Source organism: Streptomyces sp. NBC_01363 (genome assembly GCF_026340595.1).
In the GTDB taxonomy this organism is placed as follows: domain Bacteria; phylum Actinomycetota; class Actinomycetes; order Streptomycetales; family Streptomycetaceae; genus Streptomyces.
Genome location: NZ_JAPEPF010000001.1, coordinates 1834306 through 1853692, shown reverse-complemented (window position 1 = coordinate 1853692; position 19387 = coordinate 1834306). Strand labels below are relative to the sequence as shown.

Sequence of the window (19387 nt, the reverse complement as noted above, 5' to 3'; positions counted from 1 at the left end):
GCATGCGACCCCGACTCCCCTGGCTGGGGGTGAAACCACCGTGCTGTTCGCCGACCGCGTGGACGCGGGACAGCAGCTGGCCGAGGCGCTCCGCCACCTTGAGCGGGAGCACCCCGTCGTGCTGGGACTGCCCCGCGGCGGAGTCCCGGTGGCCTTCCAGGTGGCACAGACCCTCGGTGCCGAACTCGATGTGATCGTCGTCCGCAAGCTCGGTGTGCCGCACCACGAGGAGGTCGCGTTCGGCGCGCTCGGCGAGGGCGGGGTGCGGGTCGTCAACGACGACGTCGTCGGCCGGCTGCGGGCCGGGAAGCAGGATCTCGCGGCGGTCGAACGGGTCGAGGAGGCGGAGCTCGTACGGCGGGCCCAGGTGTACCGCGCCGGCCGGGCACGGACCCCGCTCACCGGCCGGACGGTGATCGTCGTGGACGACGGCATCGCGACCGGCGCCACGGCCGAGGCGGCCTGCCTGGTGGTACGGGCCCAGCGCCCGGAGCGGGTGGTGGCAGCAGTTCCGGTGGCGCCGCCGGAGGCGGTCGTGCGGCTGCGCCGGAGCGCGGACGAGGTGGTGTGCCTGTCGGTGCCGAGCCTGTTCTACGCGGTCGGCGAGTGGTACCGGGACTTCTCCCAGACGTCCGACGAGGAGGTCGTCTCCCTGCTGGCACAGGCCAGGAACAGCGGACATGTGACACCGGGCTGCGACTGAGCGGAGCGCCTGCTCAGTCGCAGCCCGGTCACGGTCAGTCCGCGCAGTACGCGTCCTGCTCCGGCCGGGTCCCGGTGTTCAGGAACGTGGTGACCGCGCGGTCGCCGCAGGCGTTCCCGTGGCCCAGGTACATGCCGTGCCCGCCGTGGTCGACCGCGACCAGTCGGGCCCGGTCGCCGAAGGCCGCGCGCATCTTCAGGGCGCCGGAGTACGGGGTCGCCGGGTCGCGCAGGCCCTGGATCATCAGGACGTTGGACGGTCCCTGGTCCGTGATCCTGGTCGGCTGCTCGGCAGGGGCGTCCTTCCAGAAGGTGCACGGGGTGATGTTCACCGTCATCCCGGCGGTCAGCGGGTACTTCACACGGTCGGCGGCGACGGCCCGCGCGTACGAGGAGACCGTGCCCGGCCAGCGCACGTCGTTGCAGATCACGCCGACCGTGACGGCCGCGTCCGCGTCCGGTATCGGCCCGCTCAGCGCGTCGGGCAGGACCGGCTTCACCGACGGGTCCCCGGCCGCCCGGACAAACCCCGCCAGCCCGGCGAACGCATCGTCCTCGTACAGGGCCAGCTGGACCGCCTGACGCAGCCGGTTGCCGGTCAGCGGGACGCCCGGCGTGGTGGACTCCCTCGGCTCACGGTCCAGCCGAGCCGCCAGGTCCAGCACCAGCGGCTGCACGTCCTCGGCCCGCTGCGCGAGTCGCAGCCCCTCCGCTTCCCTGGCCGGGTCCGAGGCCCAGCGCGCGAAGTCGGGGAACCGGTCGGCCGCCCCCACCGCCATGTTCGCCAGCCAGCCCTTGGCCACCCGCGACGGGTCCGGGTCGCCGCTGCTGTCCAGCACCCAACGGTCCGTGTGCTGCGGGTACTTCTGCGCGTACACGGCGCCCACATAGGTGCCGTACGAGCTCCCCCAGGCCGACAGCTTCTCCTCGCCGAGCGCCTGCCGGAAGCGGTCGATGTCCCGTACCTCGTTGGCCGTGGTGAGGCTCCGCAGCATCGCTCCGCCGTTGCGGGCGCAGGCCTCGGCGATACGCCGGGAGCGTGTCACGTTCTCGGTGATCGAGCCGTCGGCGCCGGGCCAGGACCGCAGGTTCACCAGCTCCCGGTCCTCCGGAGCGAGCCCGCAGCTCGCCTTCGGGCTGCCGCCGACCCCGCGCGGGTCGAGGCTCACGATGTCGTACCGCCCCTCCGTCTCCCGCTGCAACCGCTCCCCCTTCTGCGTCACCCGCTGCACCCCGGAGGAGCCCGGACCCCCCGGGATCACCATCAGCGTCCCGCGCCGGGCGGCCGGGCGGTCGCTGCGGACCCGGGTCACCGCGAGGGAGAGCTGCGGGCCGTCCGGATCGCGGTAGTCCAGCGGTACGGGAAGTTCGGCACACTCCTGGGCGGCGGGGCCGCCGTCCTGGGCACAGGGCCGCCAGGAGAGCACGGATGCGGGGTTGGCCGACGCGACGGCTTGCGAGGGCGCGGCCCCGGTGAGAGCGGTGGCGACGGCGGTGACGGACAGGGCGACGAAGGCGGCAGATTTTCCGTAAGTCCTCATGGCACAAGCCTTGTTGAGCGACAGCCCTCAACCCATCCGGGAGGCATGACGGAATGCGGTGGGGTTAGCCCCCGGTTGCACGATGCCGGCAGCGAGAAGCCCCACCGCGCGGTGCACGATGGGGACTTCGGGATCGCATGCGCTGGACGGGGCGGTCAGACGGCGCCGAACTCTCCGGCCTTGACGCCCGCCACGAAGGAGGCGAACGAGGCGGCGGGAACGTTCAGAACCGGGCCGCCGGGGTTCTTGGAGTCGCGGACGGGGACCACGCCGCGCGGGGCGACGAGGTTGGCGGCGACCTCGATGCACTGGCCACCGTTGTCGCTGTACGAGGACTTGAACCAACGGGGGGATTCGGTCGTGGTCGTCACGGGGTGCCCTTTCGTGCCTCGCGGATCATGGCCACCGATGCCGCCTGGGACAGCGCCTCGGCCTGTAGTTGATGGTAGCCCGCCAACAGGGGCAGCACAGCGGTCGTATCGCGCTCCAGATGTCCCCGCATCTGGGATTCCGCATACGCGATCACAGACAGGTCCGAGAGCGTCAGCAGGGTCATCGGGAGGTTGAACGGGCGGTGCTCCCCCATGCCGAACGGGGCGATCTGGAGCACGGTGTTCGGCAGTTCGGCGAACTCCAGCAGTCGGTCGAGCTGGGCGTCCATGACTCCGTCCCCGCCGACCCTCCTGCGGATGCAACTCTCGTCCATCACCACCAGCATCGCGGGAGGACGGGGCCGCACCAGTGCAGCCTGACGCTCCGCCAGGAACGAGGTGCGTTCGGCCGCCTGTTCGGGGCCGATGACCCCTCGCCGCATGGCGCTGTCCACCAGCGCCTGCGCGTACTCCGGCGTCTGCAACAGCCCATGGATGATGCCGATTTCGTACAGCCGGATCTCCGCCGCGCGTCCCTCGTGCCCCACGTACTGCGGGAACCCCTCCAGCAGCGAACCGTGCCGGATCTCACGGTACTGGCGTTCGAACGTGTCTGCCGTTTCCCCAGTGCCGAAAACCTGGTCCGCATTGCGCGAGAACCGAAGAGTCGGCATCTTGCGACCAGTTTCGACGGCGGAGATGTGCGTGCCGGAGTAGCCCATCCGGTCGGCTAACTCCTCCTGTTTCCATCCGCGTTCCTCTCGCAAGCTGCGGATGCGTGCGCCAAAGGCGGCTTCCGGGCTGCTCTCGGGGTCCAAGTCCTTGCGGTTCAACGGCTGTCACCTGACTTTTCGCTCGTGCCCAACAAGTTGAAGCACTCCCGACTCTAGGCCAATCTGAGCTCCCTTAGTAGTGGAATGACTACGGAGAGGAGTTATCTGTGCTCGCCGAGAACGGGCGTGAAACAGAAGGCTGTTGTCCCGAATGCCAGGAACTCCGCCTGGCCGAGGCCCTCGCCAATGATCAGTACGACTACAGCGGGGCGACCGACTGCCGGGTGCTGCTCCAGCGCCACCGGGGCACGGCGGACTGCACGGAGCGGGGGTCGGCATGAGGGATCAAGAGCCTGTGCCCGAGCCGGAGTCGCCCGAGTTCAACCCGCTGCGCTGGCCGCCCTGCGAGTGCGCACGGTGCCGCTCCCGCGAGGACGACGCCGCCGGGGACTCCGCGTCGATACGGCAGCTCCGGGCCAGGGTCACCGAGGAGAACGGGCTGCGCAGCTCGCTCCGACGGATGCAGTGAGGCCCCCGGCCGCCGCTCTCGTCACACTTCCCCTTCGCCGTCCGTCAGTGCAGTGAGGGCGCGGCGAGAACGCAGCCGCGGCCCGCGACGGACATCGAGGGAGAGACATCATGCAGGCACGCATCCAGAACCCGGCCGAGATCCTGCCCGAGGCCCTGCCGCCCGTGCTGGGCCTGGTCAAGGCGATCGGCAAGGGCGGGCTGCCGGAGACCACGCTCGAACTGGTCGGTCTGCGGGTGAGCCAGATCAACGGCTGCCCCTTCTGCGTCGACGGGCACGTACGCAACGCCAGGAAGGCCGGTGAGAGCGACGAGCGGCTCTTCGCCGTATCGGCCTGGCACGACGCGCCGTACTTCACCGACGCCGAGCGGGCCGCGCTGGCGCTCGCGGAGCACGCGACCCGGCTCAGCGACCGCTCCGACCCGGTGCCCGACGCCATCTGGGACGAGGCCGCCCGCCACTTCAGCGAGAAGCAGCTCTCCGCCCTGGTCCTCGCGATCGGTCTGACGAACCTGTTCAACCGCGTCAACGTCACCACCAAGCAGCCGCCGGGCAAGACCTGGTAGGTCACGCACCGACGAAGAGGCCGGCGGGCCCGCCCATGGTGCGGTGGGCCCGCCGAGGGCCGCGGCGATAGCCTGGTGCGTGGAGCAGGCAGGAGACATGTGCCCATGGGAGCCCCCAATCCGCAAGGATCCGTCGTCGCGGTGGTGGCACTCGGTGGTGCGATCGGAGCGTGTGCCCGCTACGGGGCCACGCTGATCCGGCCCACCGCCCCGGGCGGCTTCCCGTGGACGACGCTGGTCGTGAACGTCGTCGGATGCGCGGTGATCGGCGTGTTCATGGTGGTGATCAGCGAGGTGTGGACGGCACACCGGCTGGTGCGGCCGTTCTTCGGTACGGGGGTGCTCGGCGGGTTCACGACGTTCTCGACGTACGCGGTGGACATCCAGCGCCTGATCGACGGCGACCGGGTCCGTGCGGCTCTCGGGTATCTGGGACTGACGCTGTTCGCGGCTCTCGCGGCGGTGTGGAGTGCGGTGTGGGCGACCCGCCGCGTGCTGGCCTGGAGGCAGCCATGACGACCCCGCGGACGGAACGGGCGCTGCGCCTGACGGTCCTCGTCGGCGAGTCCGACGGATGGCACCACCGGCCGGTCTTCACCGAGATCGTGCATCGGGCGCACCGCGCGGGGCTGTCGGGTGCCAGCGTGTTCCGCGGGATCGAGGGCTTCGGCGCCTCGTCGATGATCCACACCCAGCGGCTGCTCTCACTGAGCGAGGACCTGCCGGTGGCGGTCGTGATCGTGGACACCGAGGCGCGGATCCGCGCGTTCCTGCCGCTGGTGGAGGAACTGGTCGCGGACGGCGGTCTGGTCGTCCTGGACGAGTGCGAGATCGTGCGCTTCGGCGGCGGGCGGGAGCGGGGCCGGTGAACTGGCTGCTGGTGATCGTCGGGGCGGCGGTCGGGGCGCCGCTGCGCTATCTGACCGACCGGGCGGTGCAGTCCCGGCACGACAGCGTCTTCCCGTGGGGGACCTTCGCGGTCAATGTGTCGGGTTCCCTGATCCTGGGCCTGCTGACCGGCGCGGTGGCGGCCGGTGCCGCCTCCTCGCACCTGCAACTGCTGCTCGGCACGGGACTGTGCGGGGCGCTCACCACGTACTCGACGTTCAGTTACGAGACGCTGCGGCTGGCCGAGGACGGCGCCAGGTCCTACGCGGCGGCCAATGTCGTGGCGAGCGTGGCGGCGGGGCTGGCCGCGGTGTTCGCCGGGGTCGCGCTCGCGCGGCAGCTGTGGGCGTAGCGGCGGGCGGACGCGGGGCGGGAACGGTCGGCGTCCCCTGCCACCGCAATGCGAGGCGGAGGCAGGGGAACGCCGTTGAGGAGGAGCCGTCGCCGAGCGCCGGGCGATTCAACCCGTTCCGCGCCGACAGCGGTCCGTCAGGCGCCGACGCTAGGCAACCGTCCGCGCCCCGCGCCGGGCACCACGCCGGTGTCCTGACCGGCACCACCCCAACGGCAGGCGCCGCGATGCGCGCCGGTCCCGGCGCCGTCACCCGGCCGGCGGGCCTTGATCCGCCGGCGCCCGCGCTGATTCGCTGCATGAACCGGATGAACCGCGTGATCTCCGCGACCATCATGGTCTTCATGATCCCCGAGCGAAGCGAGAGGCCTCCAGTGCCGGACACCAGCACCACTCCGTCGTCGCGCCCCGTCACCGTCGTCACCGGCGGCAGCCGGGGAATCGGCGCCGCCACCTGTATCCGTCTGGCGTCGGACGGCCATGACCTCGCCCTGGGCTTCGTGCACAACGAGGAGGCCGCCGAGCGGACCGCGGCGGCGGTCCGGGCCGCGGGGGCACGCTGCGTCACCGTGCGGGTGGACACCGCCGAGGAGGCCGATGTGGAACGCCTCTTCGACACGGCGGCCGAGCAGCTCGGCCCCGTCACCGGGCTGGTCAACAACGCGGGGGTGACGGGTCCGCTCGGGCGGCTCGCCGACACCTCCACCCGGACGCTGCGCCGCGTCGTCGACGTGAATCTCCTCGGCTACCTGCTGTGCTGCCGCCGGGCCGCGAAGGACATGGCGGCCGGCGGGGCGGGCGCGATCGTCAACGTCTCCTCGGCCGCCGCCACGCTCGGCAGCCCCGGGGACTTCGTCCACTACGCCGCCACGAAGGCCGCGACGGACGCGCTGACGCTCGGGCTCTCCAAGGAGCTGGGGCCCGACGGCATCCGGGTCAACGCGGTCGCGCCCGGCATGGTCGACACCGACATGCACGCCACGGCGGGCGACCCCGGGCGCGCGAACGCGGCCGTCCCCGGCATCCCGCTCGGCCGCGTCGGAGCCGCCCCGGAGATCGCGGCCGCCATCGCCTGGTTGCTGTCGGGCGAGGCGTCCTATGTGACCGGGACGGTCCTGCGGGTCGCGGGCGGCCGGTAACGGGGCCGGGGACCGGCTCCGGGCCTGCCCGACCCTGAGCCGCCGGACAGACCCTGAGCGCCGGGGACCGGCTACCCGCCGCGGTTGGTGCGGCGCTGCTTCGCGGCGGCGCGCGCCTCCGCGGTGGGCAGGTCGGAGCGGCGGGACCGGCCCGCCCTCGCGGGGCGGCTGCCCAGGCCCCGGAAGGACGAGCCACCGCTCCCGGCGCGCTCCGGCACCGGTGCGCCGCCGCCGACCGGCACCCCCGAGGGCTTGCGCGCGCCGGTGATCCGGCTCAGTTCGGCCTCACCGGAACGGACCTGGGCGATCTGCGGGGTGATCCCGGCGTCGGCCATCAGCCGGGTCATCTCCCGGCGCTGTCCCGGCAGCACCAGTGTGACGACGCTGCCGGACTCACCGGCACGGGCGGTACGGCCGCCCCGGTGCAGGTAGTCCTTGTGGTCGCTCGGCGGATCGACGTTGACGACCAGGTCCAGGTTGTCGATGTGGATGCCGCGCGCCGCGACGTTCGTGGCGACCAGCACCGTGACCTGCCCGGTCTTGAACCGGTCCAGGGTGCGAGTGCGCTGGGGCTGGGACTTGCCGCCGTGCAGCGCGGCGGCCCGCACCCCGCTGTTGAGCAGATGGCCGGTGAGCTTGTCCACGGCGTGCTTGGTGTCCAGGAACATGATCACCCGGCCGTCGCGGGCCGCGATCTCCGTCGTGGTGGCGTACTTGTCCGTGCCCTGCACATAGAGCACGTGGTGCTCCATCGTCGTCACCGCACCGGCCGCCGGGTCGACCGAGTGGACCACCGGATCGTGCAGATAGCGGCGGACCAGCAGGTCGACGTTGCGGTCCAGGGTCGCCGAGAACAGCATCCGCTGGCCCTGCGGCCGCACCTGGTCGAGCAGTTCGGTGACCTGCGGCATGAACCCCATGTCGGCCATCTGGTCGGCCTCGTCCAGGACGGTGACGGCGACCCGGTCCAGATGGCAGTCGCGGCGCTCGATGAGGTCCTTGAGCCGGCCCGGTGTGGCGACGAGGACCTCGGCGCCCCCGCGCAGCGCGGAGGCCTGGCGGCCGATCGACATGCCGCCGACGACGGTGGCCATGCGCAGCTTGAGCGCGCGGGCGTACGGGGTGAGCGCGTCGGTGACCTGCTGGGCCAGTTCCCGGGTGGGGACCAGGACCAGGGCCAACGGCCGCCGGGCGTCGGCCCGGTTGCCCGCGGTACGGGCCAGCACGGCCAGGCCGAAGGCGAGCGTCTTGCCGGAGCCGGTCCGGCCGCGGCCCAGCACGTCGCGCCCCGCGAGGGCGTTCGGCAGGGTGGCCGCCTGGATCGGGAACGGCGTGGTGACGCCCTCGGCGGTGAGCGCCGAAAGCAGCGGACCGGGCAGTTCCAGCTCCGCGAAGGCCGACACGGCGGGCAGCGCCGGGGTGATGGTCTTCGGCAGCGCGAACTCGCCCTGCACTGCGGCGGGCCTGCGGCCGGAACCACCGGAACCGCCGGAACGCCGGGCGGGCGCGCCGGAGCGGCCCCCCGGGCCACGGGAAAACCGGTCGTTCGAACGTGCTGTGCGATCACGGTTACGGTCGCGGTCCATACGGAACCCTTCCTCGATAGGGCGCGTATCGAGGAATTCGCTGCGGCGACGGGCGGCGCAGGAATCGCAAGAACGGGCCGTTGACAAGCCTGGACGGAGCCCGGCTGCGAAAAATTCGGGGCGGCCGGCTCGGGCGGACCGGCGGAGAACAGCGAACCGGGGCCCGCACCCGGAGGTGCGGGTCCCGGTCGTGCAAGTCGTCTCAGCGCGTCGGCGCCGGAGCGGCGGGATCAGGCAGGGGTGATGTTCTCCGCCTGCGGGCCCTTCTGGCCCTGCGTGACATCGAAGTTCACCCGCTGGCCTTCCTGGAGCTCACGGAAGCCGGTAGCAGCGATGTTCGAGTAGTGGGCGAAGACATCGGGGCCGCCGCCGTCCTGCTCGATGAAACCGAAGCCCTTTTCCGCGTTGAACCACTTGACGGTGCCAGTAGCCATGTTTTATCTCCTTCATGGGGGGCAGTTCCCGGGGATTCGCACGGTGCGGATCCCACGTCGCCGCAATGATTACCCCATCCGGAAAGCACCGGAAAACACAGAAGCGCGGCCCTCGGCACATTGAGCCGGGGAGGGCACTTGGAGTCTTCGGGAACCACAACTGCAACTGCTTCCAGAATAGCACGAAGGAAGCAACCGGGCGCGGCAAGTAATTGCACTCCGACGGATGATAAATAAATTCACGCGGGACATTGCGTGAAATCATTTTCCGGCGGCACGTGAAATTCCGTTCCGCCGCCGGGATCGCATTCGGCCGCCCGGCCCGCGCAGCCGCGATCCCGCCGGCGAGCACCCCTCGCCGGCCCGCCGCCACCGCGCCCCGCGGCCCCGCCCGACCACCCGCCGCCCCGGAGGCTGCTTGATGACGGCCTGACCAGCAGTCATAATGCAGATGTAGCCCTTCACGCATCCCCCGTCGTGAAGGGCTACACCTATGCCCGCACAACATGTATGTGCGTCATGCACCCTTTGTCCGCGGTGAATTCACACGGAACACGTCGATTTCACGGGCAGGAGACTCCCCTCGTGGTCCCCTGCCCGTGTTTTTTCGAGTTAACAGTGACGTAGCGTGTTTGCGCAAGCCCGTTCCCGTACCGCCTACCGGACCGAGGGCACCACGTCAGGGTTCGTTACAGTACGAGCCCGTTGACCGAATCGACGACCGTGAACGCCGATCGGACGGGAGCGGATACGTGGGGGGCCGGATGGACAGCGTCGAGGAACGCACGCCGGAGCTGCGGACGTTGCAGCAGAAGGTCGAGTACATGGTGGAGAAGACGTTCCCCGGCCAGAAGATCTCGGGGCGCGTCTTCGCCGATCTGGTCAAGGAACGCGGCGGCTCGCTCTCGCACAGCTACTTCTCCAACATCCTGGCCGGAAAGGTCACTCAGCCCTCCGAGGACATCCTCAAGGCGCTCGGTCTGGGCTTCGGCGTGGACTGGCGGTTCTTCAAGGAGGAGTCCGAGGTCGTCGACGATGTCGTCGCCGGTCTGCAGTTCCTCGCGATGCGGCGCACGGGCGAGATCAGCGGGGTGGCCGGGCGCGGCCTCGACGAGGACGGACTCCCGCCGGAGCTGCTGCAGTTCGCGCTCTCCCTGCTGGAGGACGCCAGGGGCCGGCAGGGCGCGGCCGACGGCGGCGCCCCTGGCGAGCCGGAGAAGTAGCCCTCCATGTCCCTGCGCGAACTACGGAAGGAGTGCGAGGCCGGGCTGGCCGACCTGCCCATCCCCGCGCCCTTCTCCATCGACGCACTGGTGGCGAACATGGAGGCCGCCCGTGGCCGCACCATCGTGCTGCACGAGATGCCCGACCGGCTGGCCCGCGTCAACGCCGCCTGCGGGCTGCGCCTGAAGACCGGCGGGACCAGCTTCGTGCTCTACCGCCGCCGGCCCACCGCGTACCAGACCCAGCACGTGATCCTGCACGAGCTGTGCCACGAGTGGTTCGACCACGGCACCTCCCTCGACCCGGAGCAACTCCGGCGCCTGCTCCCGGTCTTCGACACCTCACTGATCACCCGGGTCCTGGGAACCGAGCCCCCGCCGTCGCCGTCGCCCGCGCCTCCGCCCCCGGTCGTGGCCGAGATCGCCGACGCGCTCCGGTCGGGGGACGGCACCGTGCAGGCCCGCGCGCAGTACGACACCCACGACGAGCGCATGGCCGAGTTCGGCGCCTCGCTCATTCCCCGGATGGCCATGGACGTGACGAGCGACGACATGGTGGGGCGGCTGGCCAACTCCCTCTCCCGCCCGGTCGCCAACCGCCGTCGCGGCCTGTTCCGCCGCAGCTGACACCGCACGTCCCCCGTCCCTCGTCCCCGTCCCCCACCCCAAGGACTCCGCCGTGACCCCGCTCGACCTCGCCGGCTACCTCATAGCCGTCCTGATGACGGCCGTCGCCCTGTGGCGCATGCCGGCAGCCCTGTGGGGCGACGAAGAAGACAAGCGCCGCCGGGCCCTCTGGGGCTGCTACGCGGGCTTCGCCGCCGCCCTGTGGACCAAGACCCGGGCCGTGCGGATCGCGCTCAACGACAGCGCCGTCACCGACCTCGCCGTCCTGATCAAGCACTACACGGCGACGATCGCGATCCTGGCGATCCTCAGCTACATCGTCGCGATCTACGGCCAGTACCCCGACGCCGGAACCGTCCCGCGCCATGTCCGGTTCGCCCGTGCCATCCAGCAGGTGGCGGCCAAGGCGTCGATCGCCACGCTGGTCCTGCTGACGGTGCTGTTCTTCACCGTAGTCGACCGCTCCGTCCCCTCGGACCGCTTCGTCGCCGACCACGCGGGACAGTGGGGAGCCACGCTGTACATGAGCGTGTTCTACCTCTACCTGGGTGCCGCGTCCGCCGTCTGCGCGTACCAGTGGGCGCTGGCCACCGCCGGTGCCGGGCTCCGTCATCTGCGGGTGGGCCTCGGGATGATGACCTTCGCCATGTTCATCGGGGTCGGCTACACCGTCAGCCGGACCCTGTTCCTGTGGGTCAGCGTCGTCGACACCCCGAGCGAGTCCTTCGCGCTCCGCTTCGACGAGATCACCGAGGCCGCACAGGTGGTGCTCTTCGCCTTCTTCGCCGTGGGCGCCTCCATCCCCGCCCTCAGCAAGGGGCGGCGGCGCGCGAAACTGTGGCGGGCCCAGGTCAAACTGCACGGCCTCTGGCGCGAGTTGATGACTGCCTTCCCCGAGCAGCCCTTCGACCCCCCGGCCTCGCTGGCCCGCGAACTCACCCGCTTCGACACCCCCGCGGACCTGCGGATCGACCGCTGGGCCGCCGACATCGCGGACGCGGTGGAGAAGCTGCGCCACTACGTGCCCGACACCCTGCTCCCGGCCGCGAAGGCCGCCGCGGCGGACGGCAGCACGGACCCGGACCGGGCGGGCCCGCTCGCCGAGGCGTACTGGATCAAGGCGGCGCTCACCGCGAAGAACAGCGGTGCGCCCGCCTCGACCGCCGCCGCGGTGGAGACCCAGCACGCCACCGACCAGGACGGCGAGGTGGCCTGGCTGGTCCGGGTGGCCACCGCGTACCGGACGGTCCCGCAGGACCGGGCGGCGCAGGTGCTGGCGGATGCCGCACCCGCCCCGTCCACCGCAACCGCCGCGCCCCGCACGGCCTCCACCGAGGAGACAGCATGACCTCCGCCGACACCACCGACACCCCCGCATCGCCGTACACCGGCGCCGCGCGCACCGTCACCGACGTCTTCCAGCCCCGCAACGTCCTGCTGATCGGTATGCTCGCCATCGGCCTGGCCGCCGCCGGTCACTGGACCGGCCTGCTCTGGGGATTCCTCGGCGCCCTGTGCGCGGGCCTCATACCCGCCGGGTACATCGAGTGGGAGCGCGGGCGCGGCACCTGGGGCGACCGCCATGTCGTCGACCGCACCAAGCGGGCCCCGATCTTCTTCGTCATCCTCGGCTCCATCGGCACCGGCTCGGTGGTGATGGTCCTGGGCCACGCCCCCACCGGCATCCTCGTGGCGATGCTCGCGCTCTGGGCGATGACCGTGATCCTGCTGGCCGTCAACACGGTCTGGAAGATCTCGGTGGACGCCGCGGTCGCCTCGGCCGTCGTCGCCCTGCTCGCCGCGGTCCACTCGCCGTGGTGGCTGCTCGCCTACGCGATGACCGTCGCCGTGTGCTGGTCCCGCGTCGCGCTCGGATACCACTCGGTGGCCCAGACGGTCGCCGGGGCGTCGCTGGGGGCCGCGACGGCGGGCGCGTTCCTGCTCGTCTGATCCGCGCCGGTCCGCCGCGCGGGCCCCGGCGACCCGGCCTAGCGTGGCGGACATGCAGGTACTGGTCACCGGCGGAGCCGGGTTCATCGGGTCGCGGATCGTCCGGGCGCTGCGGGCGGCGGGGCACGAGCCGGTGGTGCTCGACGCGCTGCTGCCGCAGGCGCACGGGGACCGGGGCGAGGTGCCCGCCCCGCAGGACGGTGGGCCGACGGTCGTCGCGGACGTGCGGGACCGCGACGCGGTGGCGGACGCGCTGACCGGTGTCGACGCGGTGTGCCACCAGGCGGCGATGGTGGGGCTGGGCCGGGACTTCGCGGACGCTCCGGAGTACGTCGGGTGCAACGACCTGGGCACGGCGGTGCTGCTCGCCGCGATGGCCGGGGCCGGGGTCCGCGATCTGGTGCTCGCGGGCTCGATGGTGATCTACGGGGAGGGCCGCTACGACTGCCCGCGCCACGGCCGCGTCCGCCCCGGGCCGCGGGCGGCGGCGGACCTGGCCGCGGGCCGGTTCGAACCGCGCTGTCCCCGCTGCGGCGCGGAGCTGGTGCCCGGCCTCGTCACCGAGGACGCGCCCGCCGACCCGCGCAATGTGTACGCGGCCACCAAGCTGGCCCAGGAGCATCTGGCCGCCGCCTGGGCGCGCGCGACGGGCGGACGGGCGGTGTCGCTGCGCTACCACAACGTGTACGGCCCCGGAATGCCCCGCGACACCCCGTACGCCGGGGTCGCCTCGTTCTTCCGCTCGGCCCTGGCGCGCGGCGAGCCGCCCCGGGTCCACGAGGACGGCGGCCAGCGGCGGGACTTCGTCCACGTACGGGACGTGGCCGCGGCCAACACCGCCGCGCTGGAGGCCCTCCCGGTACGCGAACCCGGCAGCTTCACCGCGTACAACACCGGGAGCGGGGAGCCGCACACCGTCGCCGAGATGGCCTCGGCCCTGTCCGGCGCGCACGGCGGCCCGGCCCCGGTGGTCACCGGCGAGTACCGCCTCGGGGACGTACGCCACATCACGGCTGACTCGGGGCGGCTGCGCACGGAACTGGGCTGGCTGCCGGAGGTGGGGTTCGCGGAGGGGATGACGGAGTTCGCGACGTCCCCGCTGCGGCGGTGAGCACCGTGCCCGCCGCCGCCCCCGTGCCGCCGAGCGACATCGTCCTGCCCTGTCTCGACGAGGCCGCGGCCCTGCCCCGGGTGCTGGGCGCGATCCCCGACGGCTGGCGCGCGATCGTCGTCGACAACGGCTCCACGGACGGCTCGGCCGACCTGGCCCGCTCACTCGGCGCGACCGTCGTGCACGAGCCGCGGCGCGGCTTCGGCGCCGCCTGCCACGCCGGACTGCTCGCCGCCGAGACGGAGTTCGTCTGTTTCTGCGACTGCGACGGCTCCCTCGACCCCGGCCTGCTCCCCGCCTTCGTACGCCGGATCGCCGCCGGGGAGACCGATCTGCTGCTCGGCCGCCGCCTCGTCCGTGGCCGCGGCGCCTGGCCGCTGCACGCGCGGGCCGGCAATCTCGTGCTCGCCCGGCTGCTGCGCCGCCGCACCGGCCTGCGGCTGCACGATCTCGGCCCGATGCGCGCCGGGCGGCGGACGGAGCTGCTGGGGCTCGGTCTCACCGACCGCCGCAGCGGCTATCCGCTCCAGATGGTGGTCCGCGCGGCGGACGCCGGGCTGCGGATCGCGGAGACCGGCGTCCCGTACGTCCCCCGCGCCGGGAAGTCGAAGGTCACCGGCACCTGGCGGGGCACCTGGCAGGCGGTGCGCGACATGCGCGCGGTGCTGCTCGAACCACCGGCGGCGGCAGCCGCCCGAGGGACGCCCCGATGAGCGCCCCGGCCCTCCCCTCCGGCCCCACGACCCTGCTGGTCATCGCCAAGGAACCGCTGCCGGGCCGGGTCAAGACCCGGCTCACCCCGCCGTTCACGCCCGCCCAGGCGGCCCGGCTCGCCGAGGCGGCGCTCGCCGACACCCTGCGGACCGTGCGCTCGTTGCCCGCCCGGCGCCGCGCCGTCGTCCTCGAAGGGCGGCCGGGGCCGTGGCTGCCGCCCGGCATCGAAGTGCTCCCGCAGGGCACCGGCGGCCTCGACGAGCGGCTCGCCGCGGCCTTCGCCGCCGTCACCGGCCCGACGCTCCTCATCGGCATGGACACCCCCCAGATCACCGCCGCCCACCTGGCCGGCGCGCTCGGCCCGGCCGCCTGGGACGGCTGCGACGCCTGGTTCGGCCCGGCCGACGACGGCGGCTTCTGGGCGCTGGGTCTGGCCTCCCCCGCCCCGGAGCTCCTGCGCGGTGTGCCCATGTCCGTACCCGAGACCGGCGCGGTGCAGCGCGGGCGCCTCGTCACCGCCGGGCTGACCGTGCGCGATCTGCCCCGGCTGCGTGATGTGGACACCGCGCGGGACGCCGAGGCCGTCGCCGCCGCCGCACCGCACGGCCGGTTCGCCGCGACCCTCGCCCGGCTGACCCGGCCGCCGCTCCGGTAGGCGGAGACCGGTCGGCCGCCCTCCCCGTACCAACGCGCCACGACCGCCCGGGGCCATGCAAGACCCGCCGGTCCGGTGACGCGGCCCGGTGGCACCGCCCGATGGCACCGCGCCCTGCATAGCGTGACCGCGTGAAGACCCCCACCGGCACCGCGGACCGCACCGGCCGCCGCCGCGACCTGCTCGCCGCCGCAGCGGGCGTGCTGCTCGTCACCGCGGCCGTGCTCGTCGGCCGATCGATCCGGAACGCCGACCGGATCCTGTCCGTCCACTGGCCTCCCCTGCTGGCGTCCTGGCACCCGCACGCCGGCCCCGGCACCCCGGCCGCCCTCGCCGTCGCGGCGTCCGTCGTCGCGTACGGGCCGCCGCTGGCCGACCGGATCCGGCCGCGGGCGCTGCCCCCGGCCGCCTGGGCGGCCTCGCTCGCCTGGATCTTCTCGCTGGCGCTGATCGACGGCTGGGGCCCCGGTGTCGCCGAACGGCTCACCACCAGGAACGAATACCTGTCGGCCGTCGACCGCTTCCAGGACATCGGCGCCGCCCTGCGCGGCTTCGACCAGCACATCCTGCTCGGCTCCCCGGACCACTGGCCCACCCATGTCGCCGGTCATCCGCCGGGCGCCACGCTCACCTTCGTACTGCTCGACCGCATCGGGCTCGGCGGCGGGTCCTGGGCCGGGATCTGGTGCATCGTGGTGGGCGGCTCCGCCGTCCCGGCCGCCCTGATCACGCTGCGCGCGCTGGCCGGCCAACGCCTCGCGCGCCGTGCCGCCCCGTTCCTGGTCCTGGCACCGGCCGCGGTGTGGGCCGGCACATCGGCCGACGCCTACTTCACCGCCGTCGCCGCCTGGTCGGTGGCGCTCCTCGCCGTGGCCGCGACCCGTTCCGGGCGCCTGCCCCACCTCGCCGCGCTCGGCTCCGGTCTGCTGTACGGCCTGACCTGCTACCTCAGTTACGGACTGACGCTGATCGCGGTCCCGCTCCTCGCCGTCCTCGTGCTCACCCGCACCGCCCGCCCCCTCCCGCTCGTCCTCCTCGGGGCGCTGGTCGTTCCGGCCGTCTTCACCCTGGCGGGCTACGACTGGTGGGAGGGCTACCGGCTGCTGGTCGAGCGCTACCACCAGGGTGCGGGCGGGCTGCGTCCGTACTCCTACTGGGTGTGGGCGAATCTCGCCTGCACCACGATCGCCGCGGGCCTCGCCACGGTCGCCGGCCTCCGCCGCGCCCTGGCCGGTGCCCCGGCGGCCGTACGCGCCCTGCGCGGCGGCGCCCCCTGCCCGGCCGGGCAGCTGATCCTGCTCGCCCTGGCGGCGCTGGTGGCGCTCCTGGCCGCCGACCTGTCCGGGCTGAGCAAGGCGGAGACGGAACGCATCTGGCAGCCCTTCATCCTCTGGCTGCTGCCCCTCGGCGCCCTGCTGCCCGCCGCCACCCGGCGCGGCTGGCTGACCGCACAGGCCGTCGTCGCCCTGCTCGTCAACCACCTGCTGTGGACCGGGTGGTGACGGAGAAGCCACCGTTGAAACGGCCATCCGACGGGTACAGGTGCCCCGTGCCGCACTTCGAGATCACCACCGCAAGCGCCGACGACCTCACGATGCTCGCCGAATGGGCCCACGAGGAGAGCTGGAACCCCGGACTGACCGACCGCCACGCCTTCTTCGCCGCCGATCCGCGCGGCTTCCTGATCGGCCGCCTCGACGACGAGCCGGTCTCCTGCGTCTCCGTCGTCCGTTACGGCTCCGGCTTCGGGTTCCTCGGCTTCTACCTCACCCGCCCGCACCTGCGCGGCCAGGGGTACGGCATCCGGCTCTGGCAGGCCGGCATGGCACGGCTGGACGGGCGCAACGTCGGCCTCGACGGGGTGGTGGCCCAGCAGCCCAACTATCGCAAGTCCGGCTTCCGTTCCGTGTGGACGAACATGCGTTACGAGGGTCTGCCGCCCGCCGGCCTGCCCGCCCCGGCCGGTACGGAGCTCGTCGACGGCCGCTCCGTCCCGTTCGACCGGCTCGCCGCCTACGACCGCCGCTTCTTCCCGGCCGACCGTGACAGCTTCCTCGCGCCGTGGATCGCCCACCCCACGCGCACCTCGCTGGCCGCCGTCCGCGACGGTGAACTGTGCGGCCTGGCCGTGCTGCGCCCCTGCCGTACGTCGTCCCGCATCGGTCCCGTGTACGCGGAATCGCCCGAGGTGGCCGGCGCCCTGGTCGGCGCGCTGGCGGCGACCGATCCCGGCGTCCCGGTCGCGATCGACGCGCCCGACGTCAACCCGGCGGCCGTGCTTCTCGCCGAACAGCTGGGCCTCACCCCGTCGTTCGAGACCGCCCGGATGTACACCGGCCCGGCACCGGACATCGACCACACCGGACTGTTCGGCATCACCAGCCTGGAGCTGGGCTGACGCCGCCCGGACGGGTCAGGTGGCGTCGGGCGTCCACGCCCGCGGGTTCCGGGTGCGGGAGGCCAGCACCGCTATGTCGTCCTCGGCACCCGGCCCGAACCGTTCGAGGACGTCGTCCAGCAGGTCGTCGAGGCTGCCGCCGGCCGGCAGGACCAGCTCCTTGAGGCGGCCGACCGAGACGTCGATGTCCTCGTCGCGCCGCTCGACCAGACCGTCGGTGTACAGGAACAGCACCGTGTCCGGCTCGAACTCCAGCAGCGTCGTCCGGTACCCGCCGAAACCGGTCCCCAGCGGTGGCCCCACCGCCATCTCCTCGCACACCCTGGCCCCCGCCCGCGGATCGATCAGCACCGGCGGCAGATGCCCGGCGCTCGCCACCTCGCACGCCCCGCCGAACCGGTCGACGACGGCCAGCAGACAGGTCGCCGCCCGGTCCAGGCCGGACCGCTCGACCATCCGGTCCAGCTGTTCCAGGATCCGGTGCGGTGGCAGCTCGTCGTCGGCGAGCATCCGCAGCAGGGAGCGGTAGTGGCTCATAGCGACCGCCGCCTCCACCCCGTGCCCCATCACATCGCCCATCGCCTTGAGGTGCCGGCCGTCCCGCAGCGGGATGACGTCGAACCAGTCGCCGCCGACCATCACACTGCGGTCGGCCGGCAGATAGCGGGTGGCGATCTCGATGTGCGGATGCGGCGGGCGCGGTTCGGACAGCAGGGAGCGCTGGAGCTCCAGGGCGATGGTGTGCTCGTGGGCGTACCGGCGGGCGTGGTCGAGATCGACGGCGGCCCGGCCGGCGAGTTCCCGGGCGACCACCACGTCCTCGTCCGTGAAGACCGGTGAGTCGCCCGCCCGGATCAGGCCGAGGATGCCGAGCGGGCCGCTGCGCACGGTGACGGGCACGATGACCGCCGAGTGCATCCCGAGGGCGCGGTAGGCGGCGAGCCGTTCGGGGCCGGGGGCGGAGCGGACGAGCTGTTCGTCGGAGGTGAGGTTCTCCACCACCGGCTGGTTGGCCGCCAGGCAGCGCTGCACGGCCGCGCCCTCCTGGTAGTCGATGTACTCACCGGTCAGCCCGAACCCGTCCAGCTCGTCGCGCAGTCCGCGCACGGCCCTCAGCGCCGCCCGTCGCAGCCGCAGCACCCCGGGCGGTGCGGGCCGGACCGGTGCGGCGACGTCGGGCGGGAACACCTCGACCGTCGCGAGGTCCGCCAGCCCCGGCACGACGAGGTCGACGAGTTCGGCGCAGGTGGTGTCCATGTCGAGGGTGGTGCCGATCCGGGCGGCCGCGGTGTCGAGCAGGGTCAGATGCCGCCGGGCCTGCTCCAGCTCGCGCTGCTCCTTGTCCGCGGCCATGACCTCCAGCACGATCCCGGCCAGGCCCACGACCCGCCCGTCGGACTCCAGCCGGTGGAACGCCCCGTGCCAGTACCGCCGGACCGTGGCGTCCCGGGCGGTGAATCCGCTGAGGGTGATCTCGCGCGGCTTCCCGTCGGCGAGCACCGCCCGCATCATGTCCTCGCGCGCGTCGAGCCCCGGAAGGACCTCGGCGACGGTGCGTCCGAGGTGTTCGGCGGCCGGGATGCCGTTGATCCGTTCGAGGGCAGGGTTGACGTAGAGGTAGCGCAGCCGCGTGTCGAGCACGCTCACCCCGGCCATGGTGCCGCCGACCAGGGCCGCGAGGCCGCGGGGGTCGAACGGCGCACGGCTGTCGGTGTACGCATCGGCCTGCACGTCAACCTCCTGAGCGGGCGCGGACCACCCGCTGCCCGGCCCTCAATCGTCGGCCGCCCGCCCCCGCCGCGCATCCGCAGACCGGAGCCGTCCGGCC

22 protein-coding genes and 1 pseudogene are annotated in these 19387 nt (G+C 72.8%); 17 read left to right on the top strand and 6 right to left on the bottom strand.

Annotation, left to right across the window (positions count from 1 at the left end):
* Positions 1 to 40: 40 nt before the first annotated feature.
* Positions 41 to 679, top strand: a pseudogene (locus OG611_RS08715) (phosphoribosyltransferase); the annotation flags it as partial.
* Between the two features lie 58 nt (positions 680 to 737).
* On the opposite strand, the gene OG611_RS08710 reads toward OG611_RS08715, so the two are convergent.
* The 3 genes from OG611_RS08710 to OG611_RS08700 form a co-directional block, all read right to left on the bottom strand.
* Complete coding sequence (locus OG611_RS08710; RefSeq protein WP_266417182.1) at positions 738 to 2243, bottom strand: alpha/beta hydrolase; 1506 nt, start codon at positions 2241 to 2243, stop codon at positions 738 to 740.
* 155 nt (positions 2244 to 2398) lie between these two features.
* Positions 2399 to 2614: a DUF397 domain-containing protein gene (locus OG611_RS08705; RefSeq protein ID WP_266417180.1), complete on the bottom strand. Its 216-nt coding sequence runs from the start codon at positions 2612 to 2614 to the stop codon at positions 2399 to 2401.
* A complete protein-coding gene (locus OG611_RS08700; protein WP_266417178.1) occupies positions 2611 to 3447 on the bottom strand; it encodes a helix-turn-helix transcriptional regulator in 837 nt (278 codons plus the stop codon). Before OG611_RS08700 ends, OG611_RS08705 begins: the two co-directional genes overlap by 4 nt.
* Positions 3448 to 3554: 107 nt before the next feature.
* On the opposite strand from OG611_RS08700, the gene OG611_RS08695 reads away from it, so the two are divergent.
* From OG611_RS08695 to OG611_RS08665, 7 genes are all read left to right on the top strand, one after another.
* Positions 3555 to 3728 (top strand): hypothetical protein, encoded by a 174-nt coding sequence (locus OG611_RS08695; protein ID WP_266417176.1) that lies wholly within the window; start codon positions 3555 to 3557, stop codon positions 3726 to 3728.
* On the top strand, positions 3725 to 3916 hold the full coding sequence (locus tag OG611_RS08690; protein WP_266417174.1) for a hypothetical protein: 192 nt from the start codon (positions 3725 to 3727) through the stop codon (positions 3914 to 3916). The genes OG611_RS08695 and OG611_RS08690 overlap by 4 nt, the downstream gene beginning before the upstream one ends.
* Before the next feature lie 110 nt (positions 3917 to 4026).
* Positions 4027 to 4482, top strand: a complete 456-nt coding sequence (locus OG611_RS08685; RefSeq protein ID WP_266417172.1) for a carboxymuconolactone decarboxylase family protein — start codon at positions 4027 to 4029, stop codon at positions 4480 to 4482.
* A 105-nt stretch (positions 4483 to 4587) separates the two neighbouring features.
* Positions 4588 to 4998, top strand: coding sequence for a fluoride efflux transporter CrcB (gene crcB / locus OG611_RS08680; RefSeq protein ID WP_266417170.1), 411 nt, complete (start codon positions 4588 to 4590; stop codon positions 4996 to 4998).
* On the top strand, positions 4995 to 5351 hold the full coding sequence (locus OG611_RS08675; protein ID WP_266417167.1) for a DUF190 domain-containing protein: 357 nt from the start codon (positions 4995 to 4997) through the stop codon (positions 5349 to 5351). The genes crcB (OG611_RS08680) and OG611_RS08675 overlap by 4 nt, the downstream gene beginning before the upstream one ends.
* The gene (gene crcB / locus OG611_RS08670) at positions 5348 to 5722 is read left to right on the top strand and encodes a fluoride efflux transporter CrcB (RefSeq protein WP_266417165.1); all 375 of its coding nucleotides are present in this window, start codon (positions 5348 to 5350) and stop codon (positions 5720 to 5722) included. Before OG611_RS08675 ends, crcB (OG611_RS08670) begins: the two co-directional genes overlap by 4 nt.
* A 344-nt stretch (positions 5723 to 6066) precedes the next feature.
* Complete coding sequence (locus OG611_RS08665; protein WP_266425673.1) at positions 6067 to 6861, top strand: SDR family oxidoreductase; 795 nt, start codon at positions 6067 to 6069, stop codon at positions 6859 to 6861.
* Positions 6862 to 6932: 71 nt separating this feature from the next.
* Here the strand turns inward: OG611_RS08665 and OG611_RS08660 are convergent, their stop codons facing one another.
* Positions 6933 to 8447, bottom strand: a complete 1515-nt coding sequence (locus OG611_RS08660; RefSeq protein ID WP_266417162.1) for a DEAD/DEAH box helicase — start codon at positions 8445 to 8447, stop codon at positions 6933 to 6935.
* 230 nt (positions 8448 to 8677) lie between these two features.
* Entirely contained in the window at positions 8678 to 8881 is a 204-nt protein-coding gene (locus OG611_RS08655) for a cold-shock protein (RefSeq protein WP_093547863.1), read from the bottom strand.
* Between the two features lie 764 nt (positions 8882 to 9645).
* Here OG611_RS08655 and OG611_RS08650 point away from each other — a divergent pair.
* The 9 genes from OG611_RS08650 (at position 9646) to OG611_RS08610 (ending at position 17559) form a co-directional block, all read left to right on the top strand.
* A complete protein-coding gene (locus tag OG611_RS08650; protein WP_266417159.1) occupies positions 9646 to 10104 on the top strand; it encodes a hypothetical protein in 459 nt (152 codons plus the stop codon).
* Positions 10105 to 10110: 6 nt separating this feature from the next.
* Complete coding sequence (locus OG611_RS08645; RefSeq protein WP_266417157.1) at positions 10111 to 10731, top strand: toxin; 621 nt, start codon at positions 10111 to 10113, stop codon at positions 10729 to 10731.
* A gap of 52 nt (positions 10732 to 10783) precedes the next feature.
* Positions 10784 to 12079 carry an MAB_1171c family putative transporter gene (locus OG611_RS08640; protein WP_266417155.1) on the top strand — a complete coding sequence of 432 codons (1296 nt, stop codon included), beginning with the start codon at positions 10784 to 10786 and terminating at the stop codon, positions 12077 to 12079.
* Positions 12076 to 12681, top strand: a complete 606-nt coding sequence (locus tag OG611_RS08635) for a hypothetical protein (RefSeq protein WP_266417153.1) — start codon at positions 12076 to 12078, stop codon at positions 12679 to 12681. Before OG611_RS08640 ends, OG611_RS08635 begins: the two co-directional genes overlap by 4 nt.
* Positions 12682 to 12733: 52 nt before the next feature.
* The gene (locus OG611_RS08630; protein ID WP_266417151.1) at positions 12734 to 13792 is read left to right on the top strand and encodes an NAD(P)-dependent oxidoreductase; all 1059 of its coding nucleotides are present in this window, start codon (positions 12734 to 12736) and stop codon (positions 13790 to 13792) included.
* A gap of 5 nt (positions 13793 to 13797) precedes the next feature.
* A complete protein-coding gene (locus OG611_RS08625) occupies positions 13798 to 14505 on the top strand; it encodes a glycosyltransferase family 2 protein (protein WP_266425670.1) in 708 nt (235 codons plus the stop codon).
* Positions 14502 to 15161, top strand: a complete 660-nt coding sequence (locus OG611_RS08620; RefSeq protein WP_266417149.1) for a DUF2064 domain-containing protein — start codon at positions 14502 to 14504, stop codon at positions 15159 to 15161. Before OG611_RS08625 ends, OG611_RS08620 begins: the two co-directional genes overlap by 4 nt.
* Before the next feature lie 131 nt (positions 15162 to 15292).
* Positions 15293 to 16663: a hypothetical protein gene (locus OG611_RS08615; protein WP_266417146.1), complete on the top strand. Its 1371-nt coding sequence runs from the start codon at positions 15293 to 15295 to the stop codon at positions 16661 to 16663.
* A 47-nt stretch (positions 16664 to 16710) separates the two neighbouring features.
* A complete protein-coding gene (locus OG611_RS08610; protein WP_266417144.1) occupies positions 16711 to 17559 on the top strand; it encodes a GNAT family N-acetyltransferase in 849 nt (282 codons plus the stop codon).
* 15 nt (positions 17560 to 17574) lie between these two features.
* Here OG611_RS08610 and OG611_RS08605 read toward each other — a convergent pair whose 3' ends face one another.
* Positions 17575 to 19215 (bottom strand): SpoIIE family protein phosphatase, encoded by a 1641-nt coding sequence (locus OG611_RS08605; RefSeq protein WP_266425667.1) that lies wholly within the window; start codon positions 19213 to 19215, stop codon positions 17575 to 17577.
* Positions 19216 to 19387: the final 172 nt, after the last annotated feature.